Source organism: Pseudomonas sp. KH_021 (assembly GCF_057838865.1).
Map to the genome: position 1 here is coordinate 5,947,035 of NZ_CM174477.1, position 21,041 is coordinate 5,968,075.

Sequence of the window (21,041 nt, forward strand, 5' to 3'; positions counted from 1 at the left end):
CTATACCTCCTGATTCAAAACAGTCACGCCGTGCTGGACCACGCGCTTTTGCACATCACCGCCCAGCCAATAGGCCAGGTCAGCTGGGCGCTCGATGTTCCAGGCGACGAAGTCCGCCACTTTGCCGACTTCCAGCGAGCCATGGCTGCTGCCCAGCCCAAGGGCGGTGGCGGCGTGTAGTGTAACCCCTGCCAGGGCTTCTTCCGGCGTCATGCGAAACAAGGTGCAAGCCATGTTGAGCATCAGGCGCAAGGACAATACTGGCGAGGTGCCAGGGTTGAGGTCGCTGGCGATGGCGATTTTAACACCGTGCTTGCGCAACGCTTCCATCGGCGGCAGTTGGGTTTCGCGCAGGAAATAGAACGCCCCTGGCAACAGCACTGCCACTGTGCCGGCAGCCCCCATGGCAATGGCGTCGTCCTCTGTCATGAACTCCAGATGGTCGGCCGACAGTGCCTGGTAGCGCGCCGCCAGGCTTGAACCCGCCAGTGAGGATAGCTGTTCGGCGTGCAGTTTGACCGGCAAGCCCAGCTCTCGGGCTGCGATAAATACCCGCTCGACCTGCTCTGGCGAAAACGCCAGGTACTCGCAGAAGGCATCAACCGCATCCACCAGCCCTTCTTCGGCCAGCGCTGGCAGCATTTGGTCGCAGATATGACTGATGTAGTCGTCAGGTCGACCCGCGAACTCCGGCGGCATGGCGTGCGCGGCCAGGCAAGTGCTACGCACTGTCACTGGCAACTCAGCCCCCAGGCGGCGAATGACTTTGAGCATCTTGCGCTCGTTGTCCAGATCCAGGCCGTACCCGGACTTGATCTCGACCGTGGTGACACCATCGTTGAGCAGGCTGCGCAAACGCCGCGAAGCGCTGCTGAACAATTCGTCCTCGGTGGCTGCACGGGTCGCTCGCACGGTGCTGGCAATCCCACCACCGGCAGCGGCGACTTCAGCATAGCTGACGCCTTGCAGGCGCTGCTCGAATTCACCGCTGCGGTTGCCGCCGAACACCGTGTGGGTGTGGCAGTCGATCAGGCCCGGCGTGACCCAGGCGCCGCCCAGGTCGATGTTTTCGTCGGTTTCAAGGGCTGGCAGGCCGCCACGCGGACCGATCCACTCGATAATGCGACCGCGGGTCACGATGGCTGCATCTTCGATGATCGAGTAGCTGCCGTTGGCCATGGTCGCGACGTGGCAGTTTTGCCAGAGCGTTTTCATTCGGGGCTCCAGGGTGTCTCGCAGTTAAAAAAGGTGTCGGTCACAGGCTAGGAAGAACCTGGGCGGGCACCAAAGTGTTCAAGATACCGGTGGCCAGCAACTGGCTCGCGGCCTCGATATCGGGTGCGAAGAAGCGGTCCTTTTCATAGAACGGCACCTTGGCACGCAGGGCCTGACGGGCCTGTTCGAGTTTACTGGAGGTTTTCAGGCCATCACGCAGGTCCAGGCCCTGGCACGCGGCCAGCCATTCGACCGCCAGGATGCCGCGCACGTTGTCGGCCATTTCCCAGAGACGCTTGCCGGCCGCAGGGGCCATCGACACGTGGTCTTCCTGGTTGGCCGAGGTCGGCAGGCTGTCGACGCTGTGAGGGTGAGCCAGCGCTTTGTTTTCGCTGGCCAGCGCCGCAGCGGTCACCTGGGCAATCATGAAGCCCGAGTTGACCCCGCCATTGGCCACCAAGAATGGCGGCAGCTGGGACATGTGTTTGTCCATCATCAAGGAAATCCGGCGCTCGCTGAGCGAGCCGATTTCGGCGATAGCCAGGGCCAGGTTGTCGGCGGCCATCGCCACGGGCTCGGCGTGGAAGTTACCACCGGAAATCACATCGCCTTCAGCGGCGAACACCAGCGGGTTATCCGACACAGCGTTGGCCTCGATGGCCAGCACGTCGGCGGCCTGGCGGAACTGGGTCAGGCAGGCGCCCATGACTTGCGGCTGGCAACGCAGCGAATACGGGTCCTGGACCTTGTCGCAGTTGCGGTGCGACTCGGACACTTCACTGCGCTCGCCCAGCAGCTCACGGTAGCAGGCAGCCGCGTCGATCTGGCCACGCTGGCCACGGGCAGCGTGGATGCGAGCATCGAACGGCGAGCGCGAACCCAATACGGCCTCAACCGTCAGCGCACCGCAGGCCAGGGCCCCGACGAACAGGTCTTCGCCTTCAAACAGGCCGCGCAAGGCATAAGCGGTGGAAACCTGGGTACCGTTGAGCAGCGCCAGGCCCTCTTTGGCTGCCAGTGTCAGCGGTTTCAAGCCGGCCACCGCCAGTGCTTCGGTGGCTGGCAACCATTGGCCCTGGTAACGCGCCTTGCCCTCGCCCAGCAGTACCAGCGACATGTGCGCCAGCGGCGCCAGGTCACCGGAAGCCCCGACCGAGCCCTTGAGGGGAATGTGCGGGTAAACCTCGGCATTGATCAGCGCAATCAGCGCGTCGATCACTTGGCGGCGGATGCCAGAAAACCCTCGGCTGAGGCTATTGACCTTGAGCACCATGATCAGGCGCACCAGCGCGTCATCAATGGGCGCGCCGACGCCAGCGGCGTGGGACAGCACCAGCGAGCGCTGCAGGTTTTCCAGATCGCTGCTGGCAATCCGGGTCGAGGCCAGCAGGCCAAAGCCGGTGTTGATGCCGTAGGCGGTACGGTTTTCGGCCAGGATCTTCTCCACACAAGCCACGCTGTCATCAATGGGCTTGGCGGCGCTGGCATCAAGCTTGATTTGCACCGGCTGACGGTAGATGGCGCGCAGTTGGGCCAGGGTCAGGGTGCCAGGTTTGAGCGTCAATTCAGTCACATTCATATTCCTTGAAAGCTGCTTGAAGAGAGTGTCGTGGGCTTACTGCAGGTTCGTAAAAGTTGCGTGTAGCAACGTTTCATCCTTGAGAATGGCCGCGCTGCTGGCAATGTCTGGCGCCAGCCAGCGGTCCTGCTCGTACGCGGGTACGCGTTCGCGCAGCAGTCGCCAGGCGCGATCGGTGCCTTGGCCGAAGCGTTGCTCCTTGAGAAACTCGAAGGCTTGACCCGCCAGCAGGTATTCGATGGCCAGGATCTGCGTGCAGTTTTCCAGCGCGCGGTGCAGTTTGAGCGCGGCATTGGTGCCCATGCTCAAATGATCCTCCTGCAAACCGGAGGTGACGTAGTTGTCGATGACCGCCGGTTGTGCCAATTGGCGGTTTTCTGCGCACAGGGACGCGGCAACGTATTGCACGATCATCATCCCCGAGTTAACGCCCGGGGCACTGACCAGAAACGCCGGCAAGCCGCTGACCAGCGGGTTGATCATACGGTCCAGGCGACGCTCGGCCATCGAGCCCAGCTCGGCCATTGCAATGGCCAGCAAGTCGGCCGCCATGGCCACTGACTGGCCGTGGGGGTTGGCCTGTGACACGACGCGCCAGTCGTCAGGCGTACCCAGCAGCAAGGGGTTGTCGGTGGCCGAATTGAGTTCGGTTTCGATCTGGCGGGTTGCGTGCTCGATCTGATCACGTGCAGCGCCGTGTACCTGCGGGATAGACCGAATACTCAGGGCGTCCTGGGTGCGGATACCACGGCTGCTGGCGATGACTTCGCTGCCGTCGAGCAGGCTGCGCAGGTTCTGGCCGACGCGCTGCATGCCAGGGTGGGGCTTGAGGGCAATGATCTGGGCATCAAAAGCATCGATCTGGCCGCGCAGGGCCTCGAAGGTCATGGCGCCAGTGATGTCAGCCCATTGGGTCAGGCGCGTGGCATCGGCCAGGGCCAGGCAGCTCAGGCCGGTCATGCACGGCGTACCGTTGACCAGGCACAGCCCGTCCTTGGCGCCCAGTTGCACCGGCTCAAGGCCGGCTTCGGCCAGCGCCTGCGCAGCCGAAACAATCTGCCCGCGATAGCTGACCTGGCCGACGCCCAGCAGACAGATACCAATGTGGGCCATGTGGGTCAGGTAACCGACCGAGCCTTGGGACGGCACTTGCGGCGTGATCCCGTGGTTCAGCAGGGCCATCAGCGCTTCGACCACCTGGCGATGGAGACCGGAATGACCGTGGCTGTAATTGACGATGGCCGCGCAAATGATCGCCCGTGTTTGCTCATCGGCCAGCACCGGGCCGACGCCGCAGGCGTGGCTGAGCAGCGTGTTGCGTGACAACTGGCTCAGTTGCTCATCGGCAAGGGAGACGTTGCACAGCGCCCCCAGGCCGGTGTTGACGCCATAGGCGCGCTCACCACTTTCGACAATGCGCTGCACGATGGCCTGGGCATTTTCGATCCGCGCCCAGGCCGACGCTGCCAGCTCCAGCGTGGCGCCGTGCCGGGCTACGGCCACTACATCCTGCCAACGCAGCGGTGCATCGGCGATCAAGACTTTTTTGGCGAACGACATCCGCACGATTCCTTTTATAAAGTGGCAACTCGGCGCTGCACGAAGCGATCGACGTAGTCGTCGGCAGGCTGGTGGAGAATTTCTTTCGGGGTTCCGACCTGGATCAGCCGACCATCCTTGAGAATGGCGATGCGGTTACCGATACGAACCGCTTCGTCCAGGTCGTGGGTGATGAAGACGATGGTCTTGTGCAGGGTTTTTTGCAGTTCCAGCAATTGGTCCTGCATCTCGGCGCGAATCAGCGGGTCGAGGGCACTGAAGGCTTCGTCCATCAGAATGATGTCGGTGTCGGCCGCCAGCGCACGCGCCAGGCCAACGCGCTGGCGCATACCGCCAGAGAGCTGGTGCGGGTAGGACTTCTCGTAGCCCTTAAGACCCACGGTGTTAATCCAATGCAGCGCGCGCTCGGTACACAAGGCCTTGTCTTCGCCGCGCACTTTCAGGCCGTAGGCGACGTTATCCAGCACATTCTTGTGCGGCAGCAGGCCGAAGCTCTGGAACACCATGCTGATCTTGCGCCGACGAAATTCGCGCAAGGCCTGCATGTCGTAGCGCAGGATGTCTTCACCATCGACCAGAATCTCGCCGCTGGTGGGATCGATCAGGCGATTGAAGTGGCGCACCAGAGTGGACTTGCCCGAGCCGGACAAGCCCATGATGACGAAGATTTCGCCGCTGCCGATGGACAGCGACAGGTCATTGACCCCGACCACACAACCGGTGTCGGCCAGTACCTGCTCTTTGGTTTTGCTCTGGCGAATCATCGCCAGGGCTTCATCGGCGCGGCCACCAAAGATCTTGAAGACATTCTTGACGACAATTTTGTTGTTCATGTTCGCGCTGCTCATTTGCTCACCTCATGACGCGGACGGCCATACGCCTGGGTAATGCGGTCGATCACCACGGCCAGGATCACAATCGCCAGGCCCGCTTCCAGGCCACGGCCAACGTTCAGGGTCTGGATACCGACCAGCACGTCTTCACCCAGGCCACGGGCACCGATCATCGAGGCGATCACCACCATCGACAGGGCCATCATGGTGGTCTGGTTGATACCGGCCATGATGCTCGGCAAGGCCAGCGGCAGTTGCACGCCGAACAGCTGTTGCATGCGGTTGGCACCGAAGGCGTTGATAGCCTCCATGACTTCGCCGTCCACCTGGCGGATGCCCAGGTCAGTCAGGCGAATCAGCGGTGGCGCGGCGTAGATCACGGTGGCGAAAATCGCCGGCACCTTGCCCAGGCCGAACAGCATCAATACCGGGATCAGGTACACAAAGCTGGGCATGGTCTGCATGATGTCGAGCAGCGGCATCAAGACCGCTCGCAGGCGATTGCTGCGCGCCGAGAGGATGCCGAGCGGGATACCGATCAATACCGAAATAAGGGTCGCTACCAGCATCAAGGCCAGGGTTTGCATCAGCTTGTCCCAGAGCCCGACGGCGCCGACCAGGAACAACAAACCGACGATGATGACGGTTGGCAACACGCGCCGAGTGGCGTGCCAGGCAATGCCGCCGATGATCGCCAGCATCAGCCACCAGGGCGTCATGCGCAGCACGCCTTCGAGGTTGACGATGGCCCACAGCAGGGTGTCGGAGATCTGCCGGAACACATCGCCGTAGTTGGTCACCAGCGCATCGACCCAGCCATTGACCCAGTCAGCGATGGAGAACGTGAAATTTTCGGGAAACATAGGAAATTCTCGATCAAGTAAGATGCCGGTGTGGCCCTGCTCGAAAGCCTGGGCCACCACGCGAATCAAAGTGCTGCTTCGACCTTCTTGGCGGCCTCTTCACTGACCCAGGCGTGCCAGACTTCAGGGTGCTCCTTGAGGAACAACTTGGCCAGTTTCGGCGACTCGATCCGCTCTTTGGCCATGCGGGCCAGGTTCTGGTTGAGCAGGTCGATGGGCAGGTTGACCTTCTCCAGCACCGCCACCAGCTCCGGCGCTTGCTCGTGGAAGGTCTTGGACAGGCCGACCTTGATGGTCACCGACTTGTCCACGCCCGGTTTCTCATCCAGCTTGACCAGGTCGACCTGGCCCATCAGCGGCGTTGGTGACCAGTAATAGAAGAGGATCGGCTCGCCACGCTTGTAGCTCGACAGCACAGCGGCATCCAAGGCGGGGCCGGTGCCAGGGCGGAAGTTGGTGTAGGTGCTTTCCAGGCCGTAGCTCTTGAGCATTTCGCTGTTGTCCAGCTCGCAAGTCCAGCCGGCCGGGCAGTTATAGAAACGGCCCTTGCCGGGCTCTTCCTGGTCCTTGAAGACGCTGGCGTATTTGCCCAGGTCTGCAATCGCCTTGAGGTCTGGCGCCTTGGCTTCCAGCTTGCGCTTGGCATCGCCTTCGATCACGTAGCGCGGCACGTACCAACCCTCGACGGCTCCCACCACGGGTGCGCCGACGCCTACTACCTTGCCGGCGGCTTCAGCTTTTTTCCAGACTTCGCTGCGGCCTACCCACTCCTCGGCGAATACCTGGATATCGTTGGTGCCCAGGGCGTTTTCCATGGTGATGGAATTGCCCGGCAGGCTGTCGGTCTTGCAGTCGTAGCCTTTTTCCAGAACAAACTGCATCAGGTCAGTGAGCAGCATGCCGCTTTCCCAGTTCAGGCCGGCAAACTTCACAGGTTTGCCGGACTCGCACCAACCGGCCGCTTGGCTTGCGCCAGCACCTGCCAACAGCCCGAAGGAAATCATCGTCGTCAGCAGGGTCTTTGTGATTTTCATTGTGACGCTCCTAAGCATGAATTTGGTTTACGGCAGTCAAGAGGCATCCGGGCCTAGGCATCGTTATCAGTCGAGATTCAAGCGTTTATTCAGCCCGTGATCATCGGCAGGTTCAGACCTTGCTCTTTGGCGCAGTCGATGGCGATTTGGTAACCGGCATCGGCATGGCGCATGACGCCGGTGGCCGGGTCGTTAGTCAGCACGCGGGCGATGCGCGCTGCCGCTTCATCGGTACCGTCGCAGACAACCACCATTCCTGAGTGCTGGGAGAAGCCCATGCCTACCCCGCCGCCGTGGTGCAGCGAAACCCAGGTCGCACCGCTGGCGGTGTTCAGCAGGGCGTTGAGCAACGGCCAGTCGGACACTGCATCCGAACCGTCCTGCATGGCTTCGGTTTCGCGGTTGGGGCTGGACACGGAGCCGGAGTCCAGGTGGTCGCGGCCGATCACGATCGGCGCCGACAGCTCGCCGCTGCGCACCATTTCGTTGAAGGCCAGGCCCAGCTTGGCACGCTGGCCCAGGCCGACCCAGCAGATACGCGCCGGCAGGCCCTGGAAGCTGATGCGCTCGCGAGCCATGTCCAACCACTTGTGCAGGTGGGCGTCGTCCGGGATCAGTTCCTTGACCTTGGCGTCGGTCTTGTAGATGTCTTCGGCGTTACCCGACAGCGCCGCCCAGCGGAACGGGCCGATGCCGCGGCAGAACAGCGGGCGAATGTAAGCCGGTACGAAGCCTGGGAAGTCGAAAGCATTGGCAACGCCCTCTTCTTGGGCCATCTGGCGGATGTTGTTGCCGTAGTCGAAGGTCGGGATGCCTTGTTTCTGGAAGTCGAGCATGGCTTGTACGTGTACGGCCATCGATTGCTTGGCGGCCTTGACCACGGCAGCAGGTTCGGTCTGGGCGCGGGCGCGGTACTGCTCCCAGGTCCAGCCGGCTGGCAGGTAGCCGTTCAAGGGGTCATGGGCGCTGGTCTGGTCGGTGACCATGTCCGGGCGCACGCCGCGCTTGACCAGCTCCGGCAGGATTTCAGCGGCGTTGCCCAGCAACGCGATAGAGATGGCCTTGCCTTCTTTAGTGTATTTAGCGATGCGCGCCAGGGCGTCGTCCAGGTCCTTGGCCTGCTCGTCGACGTAACGGCTGCTCAGGCGAAAATCGATGCGGCTCTGCTGGCACTCGATGTTCAGCGAGCACGCGCCGGCCAGGGTCGCGGCCAGAGGCTGCGCGCCGCCCATGCCGCCCAGGCCTGCGGTCAGTACCCACTTGCCCTGCAGGTTGCCGTTGTAGTGCTGGCGACCGGCTTCAACGAAGGTTTCATAGGTGCCCTGGACGATGCCTTGGCTGCCGATGTAGATCCAGCTGCCGGCGGTCATCTGGCCATACATGGCCAGGCCCTTGGCATCCAGTTCGTTGAAGTGCTCCCAATTGGCCCAGTGCGGCACCAGGTTGGAGTTGGCGATCAGCACGCGTGGGGCATTGCTGTGAGTCTTGAACACGCCGACCGGCTTGCCCGACTGGACCAGCAGGGTTTCATCATCGTTCAGGTTGGTCAGGCTCTCGACGATCTTGTCGTAGCATTCCCAGTTGCGCGCCGCACGGCCAATGCCACCGTAGACCACCAGCTCTTTGGGGTTCTCGGCCACTTCCGGGTCGAGGTTGTTCATCAGCATGCGCAGCGGGGCTTCGGTCAGCCAGCTCTTGGCGGTCAGCGTGTTACCGCGTGGCGCACGGATTTCGACATCACGGAATTTGTTCTGTTTTTGGGCATTGTCAGTCACGAAAAAAACTCCTCAGCGATCAATCCAAACCAACCCAGACAGTGGGCAAGTGGTGCCTGCCGATGCAGGCGAATTCGGGGTAACAGGCGGGCCGCCCTGGTCACTCATACGCACACATCTTTACTTGTACATACAAGCATATGCAATCGGGTTGCCAACTTTTATTGGCTGATGTGTTCGAGAAGCTGAAAGGCGTGGGGAAGCCTCTGTTTCAGGGCTTTGCGCAGGGTGGAGAAAATTTTGCGGGGAATTTTGCGAGAGATTTCAGATGGAGTGACTGCCTCGATTTGAGGCGTTCGGTAACAGTGTGCGCGAGGAAGATGCGAAAAAGGGATACACCGCGGCGTGGCCATCGCAGCCAAGGCTGGCTCCTACCCTGGACGGCGGTGCGCTATGGGTGTAGGAGCCGGGTTTACCCGCGATGAAGACAACGCGGTCCACCTGACGTACGGCGGCTAAGCCATCGCAGGCATTTGATAAACGCCGCACTTCAAAGAGAGAAGTTTCAGAAACGTCCTACTTACTTTTGGAAATCTGCGCTCTATCTTACGGCCTGCTAGCCCTTCTCTTGGCATGCATTGCCCCAGCCGGAGCAGTGCGCTTGCCAAGATGAGACAGGGACACCCTCCAAAAAAACAAGAGTCAGGATGATCAAAATGAATAGGCAGTCGCAACCGCTGTATACCAATCAAGCCTCCCCCGAGTTTCTGCGCAGCCTCGACAACTCGCCTTTCACTGAGCAGCAACTCGCGCAATTCAACGAAGAAGTCTTGGCCTCTGTCCGCCAGCAGCAAGCGTTCTGCACGGCCCATCCCGCCTTAGGCATTTACCGGCTGGCAACCACCGGCAGCCAGACCCGTGAGGGTGGGGTGATCCAGCAAGGCACGACGCAGATGGAGATCACACTGGAGAACGGCCAGCTGGTTCACGTAGCTCAGGTCGGCGATATCGCTGTGTATGCCGATGGCAGTACCGCGCAGATCGTGACCGGGGCTGGTCAAGGCAAAGACCACATGGCGCTGGTTGGCAGCCGTCTGAGTAATGGCGACGAGGTCATCAATACGCTGCAAGGCCGTGGTTTGTTCATGGTCCGTGAAGGCGAGACCCTGCCAGAAGACTTCCTGCCAACGGTCGAGGGTTGAGTCATGGGGCGAGGAACTGTTAACGGATTAGGACAGGGGCTGGACGGTGACCTGACCACCACCGGCGCGATGTGTATCAGCAGCCTGCCCCAGGCGGCACAAGGGCGGCGGGGTGTCTTGCGGGCCGGGGATAAAACGACACCCTGTCCGCAATGCGGAAAAATCGGCGTGCTCAACGGCAGTCTTCCAGGCTTTAACTGGGATGGGATGGTGACGGTACTGGACGACGCAGAAATTCAGTGCGGCTGCCCCCCGGGTAGCAATCGACTGATTGCGCGTGTCGAGCGATGGACCGGCGCCGACGCTGGGGCTGGCCGTTCCACGGTTGGCGCTCCTGTTTCGGCGTTTGCGCCAGAGGCAGCCAAGCCTGGGCCTGCCAGCCGGGATTCCAGCCTGGAAGAGGAGGAGGAGGAAGAGGAACTGGAGGACAGTGGCATTGTGTTGCGCCTGGGGCTGTTCTTTGATGGCACTGGCAACAACCAGGGTAATAGCGACATCGGTGAAGGTTGCCGAGCTAGCAATCTGGGGTTGGACACCGAGGCCGCCGAAGCGATTGGTCAACTCTGTCGCACCTATGGCTATGGCGCCTCCGGGGTGATTCCCGATGACAGCTATGGCAATGACACCAGCAATGTGGCGCGATTGCACAATCTCTATCCTGATCAGGCCGACGATCGTTTGCCGACAGGGACCGAAGCAGCCTATCTCAAGGTCTACCTCGAAGGTATCGGCACCAGTAGCGGCCGGGGTGATTCTACGTTCAGCCAGATAACCGGCGGAGGCGGCACTGGCGTGGTGGCGCGGGTTGAACAGGCACCGGCGCTGGTGCTACAGCAGTTACGATTGATGCTAGATAACAATCCCGGCCTCAAGATCTGTCGGCTCGAGATCGACCTATTTGGCTTCAGCCGCGGAGCGGCGGCGGCCCGGCATTGCGCCAATGACCTGCTCAAGGGACCGGCTAGCCTGCTGGCACGGGCTATGCCCGTCGGGACTCCTGGTTTCGCCGAAACCTTCGCCTGGCGCCACGGTAGCGACGTTGTCCTCAACTTCATTGGCTTGTACGACACGGTGGGTGGCATCGTCGCTCCGCTGAGCTATGACTTCAGCCCGCACAACGCCCATAGCCCCGGGGTTAACCTGCGCCTGGCACCGGGTATCGCTCGCCATGTGGTGCACCTGGTGGCCGAGGACGAGTACCGTCACAACTTCTCCCTCACGCGCACTGAAAACGATATCCCGGTGCCCGGCTGCCATTCGGATATTGGGGGTGGCTACCTGCCCCTGGCCACGGAAAAAATACTGCTAAGCAAACCCGACAACAGCCTGAGCCCACTGCGCGAGCCAAACGAGCGTAGCGAGGCCTACCGCCGCACGCTGCAGCGTTTCGAGCGCAGCCAGGACGACTGGCAGGCCTATTTCCCGCGCGAGGGGCTGAGCATTCTCACCTGGGACGTGCAAACACAGCACCGGAGCCGCGATACCCAGGCGGAAAAACGTGTCTATGCCGCCATCGCGGGTCAGCGTCAGGTGCGCGGAGAACTCTCCTTGGTGTATCTGCGGATCATGCGTGAGCTGGCGGTGCGCGCCGGGGTGGCGTTCAAGGATATTCCTGATAATCCAACCTTCGCTTTGCCTGCCGAATTGCAACCCATTGCTGCCAAGTTGCAGGCCTATGCCTTGCGTGAGTCCTCCGAGCAACCAAGTACCGAAGATCTTGCGCTGCTGCGCCGCCGCTACATCCATCTCTCGGCCCATTGGAACGCCGTCAAAAGTTGGAACACTAGCGACCTAGACGTGCTGTTTATCAATCGTCCGGCAGAGCGCAACCAGCGTGCGAAGCACGCCAATGAGTAGGCCTAACGGCCTATTGCTGTTCTGTGCGGTGTTGTGGCTGAGTGGCTGTGCCAGTGGCGCTGGTCGGCTGCCCTACGACTCATGGCGGTTGGGTCTGTTTGCCCCCAATTATATGGAGGTGTGGATCGAAACCGCCGATGCCGTGGATGTGCAGGAGCGTGTATACCGACGGGCCATGAGTGGTGTGGCAGCGATCAACTCACCGAAGAACCTCAAGGGTAATCCGGCTGGTTGGCCCAGTCGCCCCGGCGCAGGCGCAGGCAAACAGGTGCTCGGGGCCGACCTGCCGCGGTTGCTTTATGTGCGTTGGCAATCACTGGTGGAGCCGCAGACCTACGAGGTCTATATCGTTATTCCCGAGACCATCCAGCAGGCCATGCTCAAGGGGGAGAGAACCTACTGTGCATTTGATGCCAAATGGATCACGGGCTATCGCAATGCGATAACCGTAGGTCTCGCCCCGGGCGGTATTGCCAAGGTCTGGCTCATGGGCGCGTGCTTGACGCCGATCGATGTGGCGCGGGTGCAGGGCGAGGTGGTGAAGGTAGGGCCATCTGGAGGGATGAATGATGGCAGGTATGCCTTACCACTTGATCCAGCAGCCAAGGCCTATATCGAGAAGTACGGGGTTCCCTATGGCTCGTGGTAAGTGCTGGACTGCCGTCTTCGGACTTGGTGCCAGCGCCTCTGTTCAGGCTGCAGGGTGTGTTCGCTACATTTACCTTTCGGCTTGGAACGCCGTCAAGAGTTGGAATACCAGCGATTTGGAGGTGCTGTTCATCAACCGTCCGGCAGAGCGCAATCAGCGTGCGAAACACGCCAATGAGTAGGCTTAAAGGCCTCTTGCTGTTCTGCGCAGTGGTGTGGCTGAGCGGCTGCGCCAGTGGCACCGGTCGGCTGCCTTACGACTCATGGCGGTTGGGCCTGTTTGCTCCCAACTATATGGAAGTGTGGATCGAAACTGCCGATGCCGTGGATGTGCAGGAGCGTGTCTTCCGCCGGGCCATGAGTGGTGTGGCGGCGATCAACTCACCGAAGAATCTCAAGGGCAATCCACGCGGCTGGCCCAAGCACCCCGGTGCTGGCGCTGGCAAGCAAGTGCTCGGGGCCGACGTGCCGCGGCTGCTCTATGTGCGCTGGCAATCACTGGTGGAGCCGCAGACCTACGAGGCTTATATCGTTATTCCCGAGAGCATCCAGCAAGCCATGCTCAAGGGCGAAAAGACCTATTGCAAATTTGATGGCAAATGGATCACGGATTATCGAAACATGCTGACCGTTGGACTTGCCCCGGGAGGCATCGCCAAGGTTTGGCTTGGAGGAGCATGTTTGAAGCCGATCGACGTGGCGCGAGTGGAAGGCGAGGTAGTGAGGGTAGGGCCTGATAGCGGGCGAAGCGGAGGTGAGTACGCTTTGCCACTGAAACCAGCAGCCAAGGCCTATATTGAGAAGTACGGGATTCCCTATGGCTCGTGGTAAGTACCACCGAGCTCCTCCCCCTTTGGCAAAAGCCTGGGGGAGGCAATGGCGCTTACACCGGCGACAACTCGATCAGGCAGCAGCGCCCGTTCAGTTTCAACTCGATCAACTGCTCGTTACCGCTGACCTGCACGCAATCATATTTGCCCAACCGGGCGTCAAAGGTGCCAGCCACCGAGACCTGATCGTCGGCCGCAAACACCAGCACGGTCTGCGCCGAGCTGAACAGCCGCGAGGCGCCGTCGAGCCATTGCAGGCGCGCACGGTAACGCTCAGGTGAGTAGATCAGGTTGAAGTCCCGAATCGATCCGCCCAGCAAGGTACTGGACACAACACTGTCACCTTTGAAGGCAAAGGCATCGAAGGGTAACAACGGTCGGCCATCCTGGCCGTCGACCGTCAAGGTCATGCCGTCGCCCTGCAACACGGTGATCACCCGCTGATACCCGGCAAAGCTGGAAAAACCACCGGATTCGGCGATATCGGCAATCGACAGGCGCCAGCCAAAACCGTCCAGCCCCTGCCCCGCGTCGCGGGTGATTTCTTCGGTACTGCCACCGCCGTTTTTCCACGGCATGCGCGGATAATCGGCCGCGCGCAACACGTTTAATTCGCTCATTTGCTGAATCGTCCTTCCAAACGATGACGGGAACCAGGGTGGATCAATCGAGCGACCATCACCGGCTGGCGTCCCGACCAGGTACGCCGCTTGATCAGCAGGCACGGCTCGCCCCGCTCGATCTGCAGCAGTTTGCATTCCTCAGGCTCGGCCAGAATCGCTTCGACCACATGCTCGCCCTCAGTCAAGGGCGCAACCTGGGATAAATAAGCGTAAGGTGTTTGCAGGGTGAAATCCTGCTTGAGGTAGTCTGGCGCGGCCTGGGCATTGACGTAACGGTCTTCGATTTGCACGGCAATATCGTTCTCGTAATGCACGATCAACGAGTGGAAGACCTTCTGCCCTTCTTGCATATCCAGCGCCACAGCGCGCTCGGAGCCCGCGGGCTCTTCACCCAGGTGCACGACCTTGCAGGTGTGATGGTGCCCGCGTGAAGCGATCTCGTCAGCGATGTTGTGCACTTCGAACAACGCCGACCGGGTCTTGGGTTCGGCTACGAAGGTGCCGACGCCTTGCATACGTACCAGCAAACCTTCGGCAGTGAGTTCGCGCAGGGCGCGGTTGATGGTCATGCGGCTGAAGCCTAGCTCACTGACCAGCTCGCTCTCGGACGGCACCCGATGGTGCGGTGGCCAAGTGCCGTTCTGGATTTGCAGGGCGATCATTTGCTTCACACGCGCATACAGCGGCGCCGGACTATCGCCCATTTGGGCAACCAGCGCTGAAACGACAGGCGGAGTCGGCACGGTTATTCCTTGTTCGAAAGTTTGATCGATAGCTTGCCGGAGTTTACCGGGCACGCAAACGTCTGTATATGTATATACAAATAAACAAAATGAGGTGCCGACCGATGCCCGCTTTCTTTGCTGAACGCGCGTTGCTGCCTAATGGATGGGCCAATAATGTTCGACTTGAGGTCAATGCCGATGGGCTGCTGACCACCATCCAGGCCAACGACAGCGCTGACGGCGCCGAGCGGGTCAACGGCCCGCTGCTGCCGGGGATGCCCAACCTGCACTCCCACGCCTTCCAACGGGCGATGGCAGGGTTGGCAGAAGTGGCCGGCAACCCCAACGACAGTTTCTGGACCTGGCGCGACCTGATGTATCGGCTGGTCGGCAAGATCAGCCCGGAGCAGGTCGGCGTCATCGCCCGTCAGCTGTACATCGAAATGCTCAAGGCGGGCTACACCTCTGTCGCCGAATTCCACTATGTACACCACGACACTAACGGCCAGGCCTACGCCGACCCGGCCGAGTTGGCTCGACGCATCAGCCAGGCGGCCGTGGATGCCGGCATCGGCCTGACATTGCTGCCGGTGCTCTACAGCCACTCGGGCTTCGGCGGCCAGGCGCCGAATGAAGGCCAGCGCCGCTTTATCAACAGCACCGAAAACTATCTGAAGCTGCAAGCCCAGCTGGCCCCGATCATCGCTGCGCAACCTGCCCAGCACCTAGGCCTGTGCTTCCACTCCCTGCGCGCCGTCACCCCAGAACAGATCACGCAGGTACTCAATGCCAGCAACCGTCAATGCCCGGTACATATCCACATCGCCGAGCAGCAAAAGGAAGTTGATGACTGCCTGGGCTGGAGTGGCCGACGGCCGCTGCAATGGTTGTTCGAGAATGTCGAGGTGGATGAGCGCTGGTGCCTGGTTCACGCCACTCACGCTAACCCCGAAGAAGTCAGCCAGATGGCCCGCAGCCGCGCCGTGGCCGGGTTGTGCCTGACCACCGAAGCCAACCTGGGCGACGGTATCTTCCCGGCCGTGGATTTCATGGCCCAAGGCGGGCGCATGGGCATTGGTTCGGACAGCCATGTGTCGTTGAGCGTGGTGGAAGAACTGCGCTGGCTGGAATACGGCCAGCGCCTGCGCGACCAGCGCCGCAACCGGTTGTATCGCCAGGACCAGCCGATGATCGGACGTACGCTGTTTGATGCGGCGTTGGTGGGTGGCGCGCAGGCAATGGGCCAACCGGTCGGAGCGCTGGAAGTGGGCAAGCGTGCCGATTGGCTGGTACTCGATGGCAGCGACCCGTATCTGGCCACGGCCAGCGAAGACGGAATTCTGAATCGTTGGTTGTTTGCTGGCGGAGATCGGCAGGTGCGGGATGTGATGGTCAATGGCAAGTGGGTGGTGCGTGACGGGCGGCATGCCGATGAGCAGGACAGTGCCCAGGCGTTTACCCAGGTGCTGCGCCAGTTGTTGGGCTGATTGCCAGGGTAGGAGCCGGCTTTAGCCGCGATGAATACGCCGCGGTGCATCAGATAAACCGCGGCGTATTCATCGCGGCTAAAGCCGGCTCCTACAAATTTGGGTTGTGGGGGTTAGGGTTGTTTGCCGATATCTCGGTCGGACACCCGCCAGATCAAGCGGGTGGTGTCGTAGCCTTGCTGGCGTGCCTTGGCCAGCAGTTCTTCACGCATCAGCGCTGGAATTTGCGGCTTGCGTGACAGCAGCCAGAGGTGTTTGCGATCGGGGTTACCGACCAGCGCCGTCTGATAATCGTCACCCAGGTAGATCACCCAGTACTCCCCCTTGGCAGTGCCCGGCAGCACCTTTGAAAACCAGGTGTCGAACACCACCATAAGCTTATCGGTCTTGCCCGGCACTTGCGGGGTCGCCGTGCCGGTCGCTTCTTCCCAATCACCCTGCAGGGTTTGGCAGCGGTTCAGCACGCCCAACGAGCCATCTGGCTTGAGGTTGTAATGCGCTTCGGATTGCGCGCATTTGCGCTGGAACAACATCGGCATGCGCGCCAGCTCGAACCATTTGCCCTCGTAGCGCTTGAGATCAACATGCTCGACTGTCTTGGGCTGGACCAGCTCGCCGTTCGGGCTGGCACAACCTGCCAATGCCACACAGGCCAACAACGCCACCAGCCAACGCGTCATGCTCGCGGCGCTTGTCATTTCAGGCCCTGCCCCGAATACATCAGCACCTTGTCACCGGCGTACTGCACGCTGATAAAGCTGTTCTTGTCGCCCCAGGTACAGCTGGATATGCCAAGGGCGCCGGAACAATCACTTGGGCTGCCCAGCAATTGCTCCACTTCAGCCTTGGTCTGGCCGGTCTTGAGCTTGGAGTAGTTTTCTTGATTGATCTTGCTGCAGGCCGCCAACAACACGCACATCGACAATAGGGCGAGGGAACGCAACGACATTGAAAGTCACTCCTGGACATAAATGAGGCACGAACGCCTTCTGGGAGCTTAGAAGTAAAAAAACGGTTCCGGTTCCCGCCGGGGCCGGGTTTATCTTGCTTACCGTTGGTCAACTGGCCATAGGTCTTACTCATCTTTCTCACGCTTTGGACGACATAGGAGGGAACGGTGTTCGCCTTGCAGCCTCAACACCCGCCCCTTCCTTGATTTGCCTCGCGCACAAGACCAATCAATGACCAAAAATCTGAAGTTCAGCCACAAGATCCTGCTAGCCGCCGCCCTTGTGGTGGCTGTCGCCTTTACCTGCTTCATCCTGTTCAACGACTACCGCCAGCGCGAGACCTTGCGCAGTAACACTGAGTCGTCCATGCAGGAGCTGGGCGCCCTGACCACTGGCAATATCCAGACCTGGCTGGACGGCCGCATTCAATTGCTGCAGTCCCTGGCCCAGCAGATCGCCGTGGACGGTAGCGATCCGGCGAGCTTGTCGCGCAGTGTCGGCCTGCCCACCTACGCCGCCAACTTCCAGCTCAGTTACTTCGGTGGCCAGAACGGCGCGATGTACTCGGTGCCGGCCGGCAATCGCTCTGCCGACTACGACCCGCGTGCCCGCGGCTGGTACCAGGCCGCCAGCAGCGCCCAGCACACCATCGTCACTGAACCCTACCTGTCCGCCTCCAGCAGCAAACTGGTGCTCACCGTCGCCACCCCTGTGCGCCATGACGGCCAGTTCATCGGCGTAGCCGGTGCCGACGTCGATATGAGCAGCGTCAGCGCGATTATCAATTCGCTGAGTTTCGACGGCCACGGCCAGGCGTTCATCGTCAGCAGCGACGGCAAAATCCTCGTGCACCCCGACAGCCGCCTGGCGCTCAAGGGCCTGGACCAGGCCTACCCACAAGGGGCCCCGCCGATCAGCGCCGGTTTGAAAGAAGTCATGGTCGATGGTCGCAAGCAGTTCATCTTGTTCACGCCGATCAAAGGCATACCGTCCGCCAACTGGTACGTGGCACTGGTGCTGAACCAGGACGCCGCCTACTCGATGCTCAGCGAGTTTCGCACCTCGGCCATTGTCGCCACGGTGATTGCGGTGCTGATCATCATTGCCCTGCTCGGCCTGCTGATTCGGGTGCTGATGGAGCCGCTGCATGTGATGGGCCGCGCCATGCACGATATCGCCGAAGGCGAAGGCGACCTGACCAAGCGCCTGCAGATTCACGCCAATGATGAGTTCGGCGCCCTGGGCCAGTCGTTCAACCGATTTGTCGAACGTATCCACGACTCGATTCGCGAAGTGTCGTCGGCCACCGGCCAAGTCAACGAAGTGGCCCTGCGGGTGGTCAGCGCCTCGAACTCATCGATGCTCAATTCCGACCAGCAGGCCAACCGCACCAGCAGCGTGGCCGCCGCCATCAACGAACTGGGCGCCGCCGCCCAGGAGATCGCCCAGAACGCCGCCCTCGCCTCGCAGCACTCCAGCGCCGCCCGCGGCTTGGCCGAAGATGGCCAGCACGTGGTCAACCAGACTATCGAGGTGATGAACCAGCTGTCGGTGAAGATCAGCGACTCGTGCGGCAACATCGAAACGCTGAACACCAACACGGTGAACATTGGCCAAATCCTGGAAGTGATCACCGGCATTTCCCAGCAGACCAACTTACTGGCGCTGAACGCAGCCATCGAAGCGGCCCGCGCCGGGGAAGCCGGGCGGGGCTTTGCCGTGGTGGCTGATGAGGTGCGCAACCTTGCCCACCGCACCCAGGATTCGGCGCAACAGGTACAAACCATCATCGAAGAGCTGCAGATCGGTGCCCGTTCGGCCGTCAGTATCATGACCGAAAGCCAGAACCAGAGCCTGCACAGCGTTGGCATCGCCAACCAGGCCGGCGAGCGGTTGGGCAGCGTGACTCAGCGGATCGGTGAAATCGACGGCATGAACCAGTCGGTCGCCACTGCCACGGAAGAACAGACGGCCGTGGTCGAGTCGATCAATATCGACATCACCGAAATCAACACGCTGAATCAGGAAGGGGTGGAGAACCTGCAGGCGACCTTGCGGGCCTGCAATGACCTGGAGAGCCAGGTCAATCGGCTGAAGCATCTGGTGGGTAGTTTCAGAATCTGAGTGACAGGCCTGTGGGAGCTGGGCTTGCCCGCGATAAGAACGCCGCGGTGTGTCCGTTACGACGCATCGCAGGCAAGCCTGGCTCCCACAAAATGTCTTAAAACCGGGAGCCGGGCTCCAGCAGGAAATCCATTTCCTCGGCGGTACTGGCCCGGCCGAGGATCAGGTTGCGGTGCGGGAAGCGACCAAACCGGGCAATCACTCGCTGATGCTGTTGGCCATAGTCCAGGAAGCCTTCGAACAGACGCTTGTCGGCCTCGCGGACTTCATCGAGCAGCAACTGGTAGTGATGCACCGAGCGGTCCTGAAATTCCGGCACTTCGGCATGCTCCAACGCCAGCAGGACAAACACCTGCTCCAGCGGCAGCAACCGGTGCTGCCAGCCCTTGTCCAGCCCTTGCAGGGCCAGCACCTGCGCCCGACGGTCGCCGTCGAACGCACGCGGGGTATCGCGGTAGATCATGCGCGGCAGCTGGTCGAGCAGGAGGATCAGGCCCAGCCAGCCTTGCGGGCTGACCAGCCATTCGTCCAGGCCACCGGCCAGCGCGTGCTCCACCAGATCGCCGAAGCGCTCATGCGCCTCAACGTCATGGTGTTTGCCAAACCACAATGTGCTCTTCTCGTCAGCGACGTCCTGTGGGCTGGCGCCCCATCCGAACCACCACTCCAACAACGGCTGCCAAGGTGCGAGCATGGTTTACTCCTTGTGGTAGGCAGTCGCGCGTTCAACTTCCTGCTTGGAACCCAGGAATACCGCTACGCGCTGGTGCAAGCCTTCAGGCTGGATATCGAGGATACGCTGGTGGCCGTCGGTGGAAGCACCGCCCGCCTGCTCGACGATGAACGACATCGGGTTGGCTTCGTACATCAGGCGCAGCTTGCCCGGCTTGGACGGCTCGCGGCTATCACGTGGGTACATGAACAGGCCACCACGGGTCAGGATGCGGTGTACGTCGGCCACCATCGAGGCGATCCAGCGCATGTTGTAGTTCTTTTTCAGAGGCCCGGTCTCACCGGCCAGCAGCTCGTCCACATAGCGCTGCACCGGGGCTTCCCAGTGACGCTGGTTGGACATGTTGATGGCGAATTCGGCGGTAGTTTCCGGCACCTTGATGTTTTCGTGGGTGAGCACGAAGCTGCCCAATTCGCGGTCCAGGGTGAAGCCCTTCACGCCGTCGCCCAGGGTCAGGATCAGCATGGTCTGTGGGCCGTAGATGGCGTAACCGGCGGCGACTTGCTGGGTACCCGGCTGCAGGAAGGCCTTTTCGTTCAGGCTTTCGTTCTGGCTCAGGTATTCGTTAGGGCAGCGCAGTACCGAGAAGATGGTGCCGACCGAGACGTTGACGTCGATGTTCGACGAGCCGTCCAGTGGGTCGAATACCAGCAGGTAGGCACCTTTAGGGTACTTGCCCGGGATCTGGTAGGCGTTGTCCATTTCTTCGGAAGCCATGCCGGCCAGGTGGCCGCCCCACTCGTTGGCTTCGAGCAGGATGTCGTTGGAGATCACGTCCAGCTTCTTCTGCACTTCGCCCTGGACGTTCTCGGTGCCCATGCTGCCCAGTACGCCACCCAGCGCGCCTTTGGAGACGTGATGGCTGATTTCCTTGCACGCACGCGCCACCACTTCGATCAGGAAGCGCAGATCGGCAGGAGTGCTGTTGCTACGGGTCTGCTCAATCAAATAGCGACTCAGGGTAACGCGGGACATGTAAGGCTCCGAGGGAAGGGAAGAATAAACCCGCGCAGTTTACACCGCGCAGGCAAAACCTAGCGAGCATCGTGCAAGTAGATACCCG

19 protein-coding genes are annotated in these 21,041 nt (G+C 61.0%); 6 read left to right on the top strand and 13 right to left on the bottom strand.

The window, feature by feature from the left end; all coding sequences use genetic code 11:
- From hutI to hutU, 7 genes are all read right to left on the bottom strand, one after another.
- On the bottom strand, positions 1 to 1,215 hold the full coding sequence (gene hutI, locus AC3IX4_RS27360; RefSeq protein WP_489258417.1) for an imidazolonepropionase: 1,215 nt from the start codon (positions 1,213 to 1,215) through the stop codon (positions 1 to 3).
- 40 nt (positions 1,216 to 1,255) lie between these two features.
- Complete coding sequence (hutH, locus tag AC3IX4_RS27365) at positions 1,256 to 2,794, bottom strand: histidine ammonia-lyase (protein ID WP_489258418.1); 1,539 nt, start codon at positions 2,792 to 2,794, stop codon at positions 1,256 to 1,258.
- A gap of 36 nt (positions 2,795 to 2,830) precedes the next feature.
- Complete coding sequence (hutH, locus tag AC3IX4_RS27370; RefSeq protein WP_489258419.1) at positions 2,831 to 4,354, bottom strand: histidine ammonia-lyase; 1,524 nt, start codon at positions 4,352 to 4,354, stop codon at positions 2,831 to 2,833.
- A 14-nt stretch (positions 4,355 to 4,368) separates the two neighbouring features.
- Positions 4,369 to 5,202, bottom strand: coding sequence for a quaternary amine ABC transporter ATP-binding protein (locus AC3IX4_RS27375; protein ID WP_489258420.1), 834 nt, complete (start codon positions 5,200 to 5,202; stop codon positions 4,369 to 4,371).
- Positions 5,199 to 6,050, bottom strand: coding sequence for an ABC transporter permease (locus AC3IX4_RS27380; RefSeq protein ID WP_489258421.1), 852 nt, complete (start codon positions 6,048 to 6,050; stop codon positions 5,199 to 5,201). Before AC3IX4_RS27380 ends, AC3IX4_RS27375 begins: the two co-directional genes overlap by 4 nt.
- 65 nt (positions 6,051 to 6,115) lie before the next feature.
- Positions 6,116 to 7,084: an ABC transporter substrate-binding protein gene (locus tag AC3IX4_RS27385; protein ID WP_489258422.1), complete on the bottom strand. Its 969-nt coding sequence runs from the start codon at positions 7,082 to 7,084 to the stop codon at positions 6,116 to 6,118.
- Between the two features lie 89 nt (positions 7,085 to 7,173).
- Positions 7,174 to 8,859 (bottom strand): urocanate hydratase, encoded by a 1,686-nt coding sequence (gene hutU, locus AC3IX4_RS27390; protein WP_489258423.1) that lies wholly within the window; start codon positions 8,857 to 8,859, stop codon positions 7,174 to 7,176.
- A 656-nt stretch (positions 8,860 to 9,515) separates the two neighbouring features.
- Here hutU and AC3IX4_RS27395 point away from each other — a divergent pair.
- The 4 genes from AC3IX4_RS27395 to AC3IX4_RS27410 all read left to right on the top strand — a co-directional run bounded on the left by AC3IX4_RS27395 (position 9,516) and on the right by AC3IX4_RS27410 (position 13,337).
- Positions 9,516 to 10,001, top strand: coding sequence for a hypothetical protein (locus AC3IX4_RS27395; RefSeq protein ID WP_489258424.1), 486 nt, complete (start codon positions 9,516 to 9,518; stop codon positions 9,999 to 10,001).
- 3 nt (positions 10,002 to 10,004) lie between these two features.
- Positions 10,005 to 11,858, top strand: coding sequence for a type VI secretion system family protein (locus AC3IX4_RS27400; RefSeq protein WP_489258425.1), 1,854 nt, complete (start codon positions 10,005 to 10,007; stop codon positions 11,856 to 11,858).
- Positions 11,851 to 12,507, top strand: coding sequence for a DUF2931 family protein (locus AC3IX4_RS27405; RefSeq protein ID WP_489258426.1), 657 nt, complete (start codon positions 11,851 to 11,853; stop codon positions 12,505 to 12,507). The genes AC3IX4_RS27400 and AC3IX4_RS27405 overlap by 8 nt, the downstream gene beginning before the upstream one ends.
- 173 nt (positions 12,508 to 12,680) lie before the next feature.
- Positions 12,681 to 13,337 carry a DUF2931 family protein gene (locus AC3IX4_RS27410; RefSeq protein WP_489258427.1) on the top strand — a complete coding sequence of 219 codons (657 nt, stop codon included), beginning with the start codon at positions 12,681 to 12,683 and terminating at the stop codon, positions 13,335 to 13,337.
- Positions 13,338 to 13,389: 52 nt separating this feature from the next.
- Here the strand turns inward: AC3IX4_RS27410 and AC3IX4_RS27415 are convergent, their stop codons facing one another.
- Both AC3IX4_RS27415 and hutC read right to left on the bottom strand, forming a co-directional pair.
- Positions 13,390 to 13,956: a HutD/Ves family protein gene (locus AC3IX4_RS27415; RefSeq protein ID WP_489258428.1), complete on the bottom strand. Its 567-nt coding sequence runs from the start codon at positions 13,954 to 13,956 to the stop codon at positions 13,390 to 13,392.
- The gene (gene hutC, locus AC3IX4_RS27420; protein WP_489261382.1) at positions 13,953 to 14,663 is read right to left on the bottom strand and encodes a histidine utilization transcriptional repressor HutC; all 711 of its coding nucleotides are present in this window, start codon (positions 14,661 to 14,663) and stop codon (positions 13,953 to 13,955) included. Before hutC ends, AC3IX4_RS27415 begins: the two co-directional genes overlap by 4 nt.
- A 143-nt stretch (positions 14,664 to 14,806) precedes the next feature.
- Here hutC and AC3IX4_RS27425 point away from each other — a divergent pair, with 143 nt between their 5' ends.
- Entirely contained in the window at positions 14,807 to 16,171 is a 1,365-nt protein-coding gene (locus tag AC3IX4_RS27425; protein WP_489258429.1) for a formimidoylglutamate deiminase, read from the top strand.
- 113 nt (positions 16,172 to 16,284) lie between these two features.
- Here AC3IX4_RS27425 and AC3IX4_RS27430 read toward each other — a convergent pair whose 3' ends face one another.
- Together AC3IX4_RS27430 and bamE are read right to left on the bottom strand one after the other, a co-directional pair.
- Positions 16,285 to 16,851, bottom strand: a complete 567-nt coding sequence (locus AC3IX4_RS27430; protein ID WP_489258430.1) for a lipocalin family protein — start codon at positions 16,849 to 16,851, stop codon at positions 16,285 to 16,287.
- 14 nt (positions 16,852 to 16,865) lie between these two features.
- Positions 16,866 to 17,120: an outer membrane protein assembly factor BamE domain-containing protein gene (bamE, locus tag AC3IX4_RS27435; RefSeq protein WP_489258431.1), complete on the bottom strand. Its 255-nt coding sequence runs from the start codon at positions 17,118 to 17,120 to the stop codon at positions 16,866 to 16,868.
- Positions 17,121 to 17,352: 232 nt separating this feature from the next.
- Between bamE and AC3IX4_RS27440 the strand changes: the two genes are divergently transcribed.
- Entirely contained in the window at positions 17,353 to 19,245 is a 1,893-nt protein-coding gene (locus tag AC3IX4_RS27440) for a methyl-accepting chemotaxis protein (protein WP_489258432.1), read from the top strand.
- A gap of 97 nt (positions 19,246 to 19,342) precedes the next feature.
- On the opposite strand, the gene AC3IX4_RS27445 is transcribed toward AC3IX4_RS27440, so the two are convergent.
- Both AC3IX4_RS27445 and AC3IX4_RS27450 read right to left on the bottom strand, forming a co-directional pair.
- Entirely contained in the window at positions 19,343 to 19,939 is a 597-nt protein-coding gene (locus AC3IX4_RS27445) for a DUF924 family protein (protein ID WP_489258433.1), read from the bottom strand.
- 3 nt (positions 19,940 to 19,942) lie between these two features.
- Positions 19,943 to 20,953 carry a class 1 fructose-bisphosphatase gene (locus AC3IX4_RS27450; protein ID WP_489258434.1) on the bottom strand — a complete coding sequence of 337 codons (1,011 nt, stop codon included), beginning with the start codon at positions 20,951 to 20,953 and terminating at the stop codon, positions 19,943 to 19,945.
- Positions 20,954 to 21,041 lie beyond the last annotated feature (88 nt).

Excerpts from the sequence above, each read along its gene's own strand:
- AC3IX4_RS27410 (WP_489258427.1), top strand. The coding sequence starts at position 12,681 with ATGAGTAGGCTTAAAGGCCTCTTGCTGTTCTGCGCAGTGGTGTGGCTG.
- AC3IX4_RS27430 (WP_489258430.1), bottom strand. The coding sequence starts at position 16,851 with ATGACGCGTTGGCTGGTGGCGTTGTTGGCCTGTGTGGCATTGGCAGGT.
- hutI (WP_489258417.1), bottom strand. The coding sequence starts at position 1,215 with ATGAAAACGCTCTGGCAAAACTGCCACGTCGCGACCATGGCCAACGGC.
- AC3IX4_RS27395 (WP_489258424.1), top strand. The coding sequence starts at position 9,516 with ATGAATAGGCAGTCGCAACCGCTGTATACCAATCAAGCCTCCCCCGAG.
- AC3IX4_RS27440 (WP_489258432.1), top strand. The coding sequence starts at position 17,353 with ATGACCAAAAATCTGAAGTTCAGCCACAAGATCCTGCTAGCCGCCGCC.
- AC3IX4_RS27445 (WP_489258433.1), bottom strand. The coding sequence starts at position 19,939 with ATGCTCGCACCTTGGCAGCCGTTGTTGGAGTGGTGGTTCGGATGGGGC.
- hutH (WP_489258419.1), bottom strand. The coding sequence starts at position 4,354 with ATGTCGTTCGCCAAAAAAGTCTTGATCGCCGATGCACCGCTGCGTTGG.
- AC3IX4_RS27385 (WP_489258422.1), bottom strand. The coding sequence starts at position 7,084 with ATGAAAATCACAAAGACCCTGCTGACGACGATGATTTCCTTCGGGCTG.
- AC3IX4_RS27400 (WP_489258425.1), top strand. The coding sequence starts at position 10,005 with ATGGGGCGAGGAACTGTTAACGGATTAGGACAGGGGCTGGACGGTGAC.
- AC3IX4_RS27375 (WP_489258420.1), bottom strand. The coding sequence starts at position 5,202 with ATGAGCAGCGCGAACATGAACAACAAAATTGTCGTCAAGAATGTCTTC.
- bamE (WP_489258431.1), bottom strand. The coding sequence starts at position 17,120 with ATGTCGTTGCGTTCCCTCGCCCTATTGTCGATGTGCGTGTTGTTGGCG.
- hutH (WP_489258418.1), bottom strand. The coding sequence starts at position 2,794 with ATGAATGTGACTGAATTGACGCTCAAACCTGGCACCCTGACCCTGGCC.
- AC3IX4_RS27380 (WP_489258421.1), bottom strand. The coding sequence starts at position 6,050 with ATGTTTCCCGAAAATTTCACGTTCTCCATCGCTGACTGGGTCAATGGC.
- AC3IX4_RS27450 (WP_489258434.1), bottom strand. The coding sequence starts at position 20,953 with ATGTCCCGCGTTACCCTGAGTCGCTATTTGATTGAGCAGACCCGTAGC.
- AC3IX4_RS27415 (WP_489258428.1), bottom strand. The coding sequence starts at position 13,956 with ATGAGCGAATTAAACGTGTTGCGCGCGGCCGATTATCCGCGCATGCCG.
- hutC (WP_489261382.1), bottom strand. The coding sequence starts at position 14,663 with ATGGGCGATAGTCCGGCGCCGCTGTATGCGCGTGTGAAGCAAATGATC.
- AC3IX4_RS27425 (WP_489258429.1), top strand. The coding sequence starts at position 14,807 with ATGCCCGCTTTCTTTGCTGAACGCGCGTTGCTGCCTAATGGATGGGCC.
- AC3IX4_RS27405 (WP_489258426.1), top strand. The coding sequence starts at position 11,851 with ATGAGTAGGCCTAACGGCCTATTGCTGTTCTGTGCGGTGTTGTGGCTG.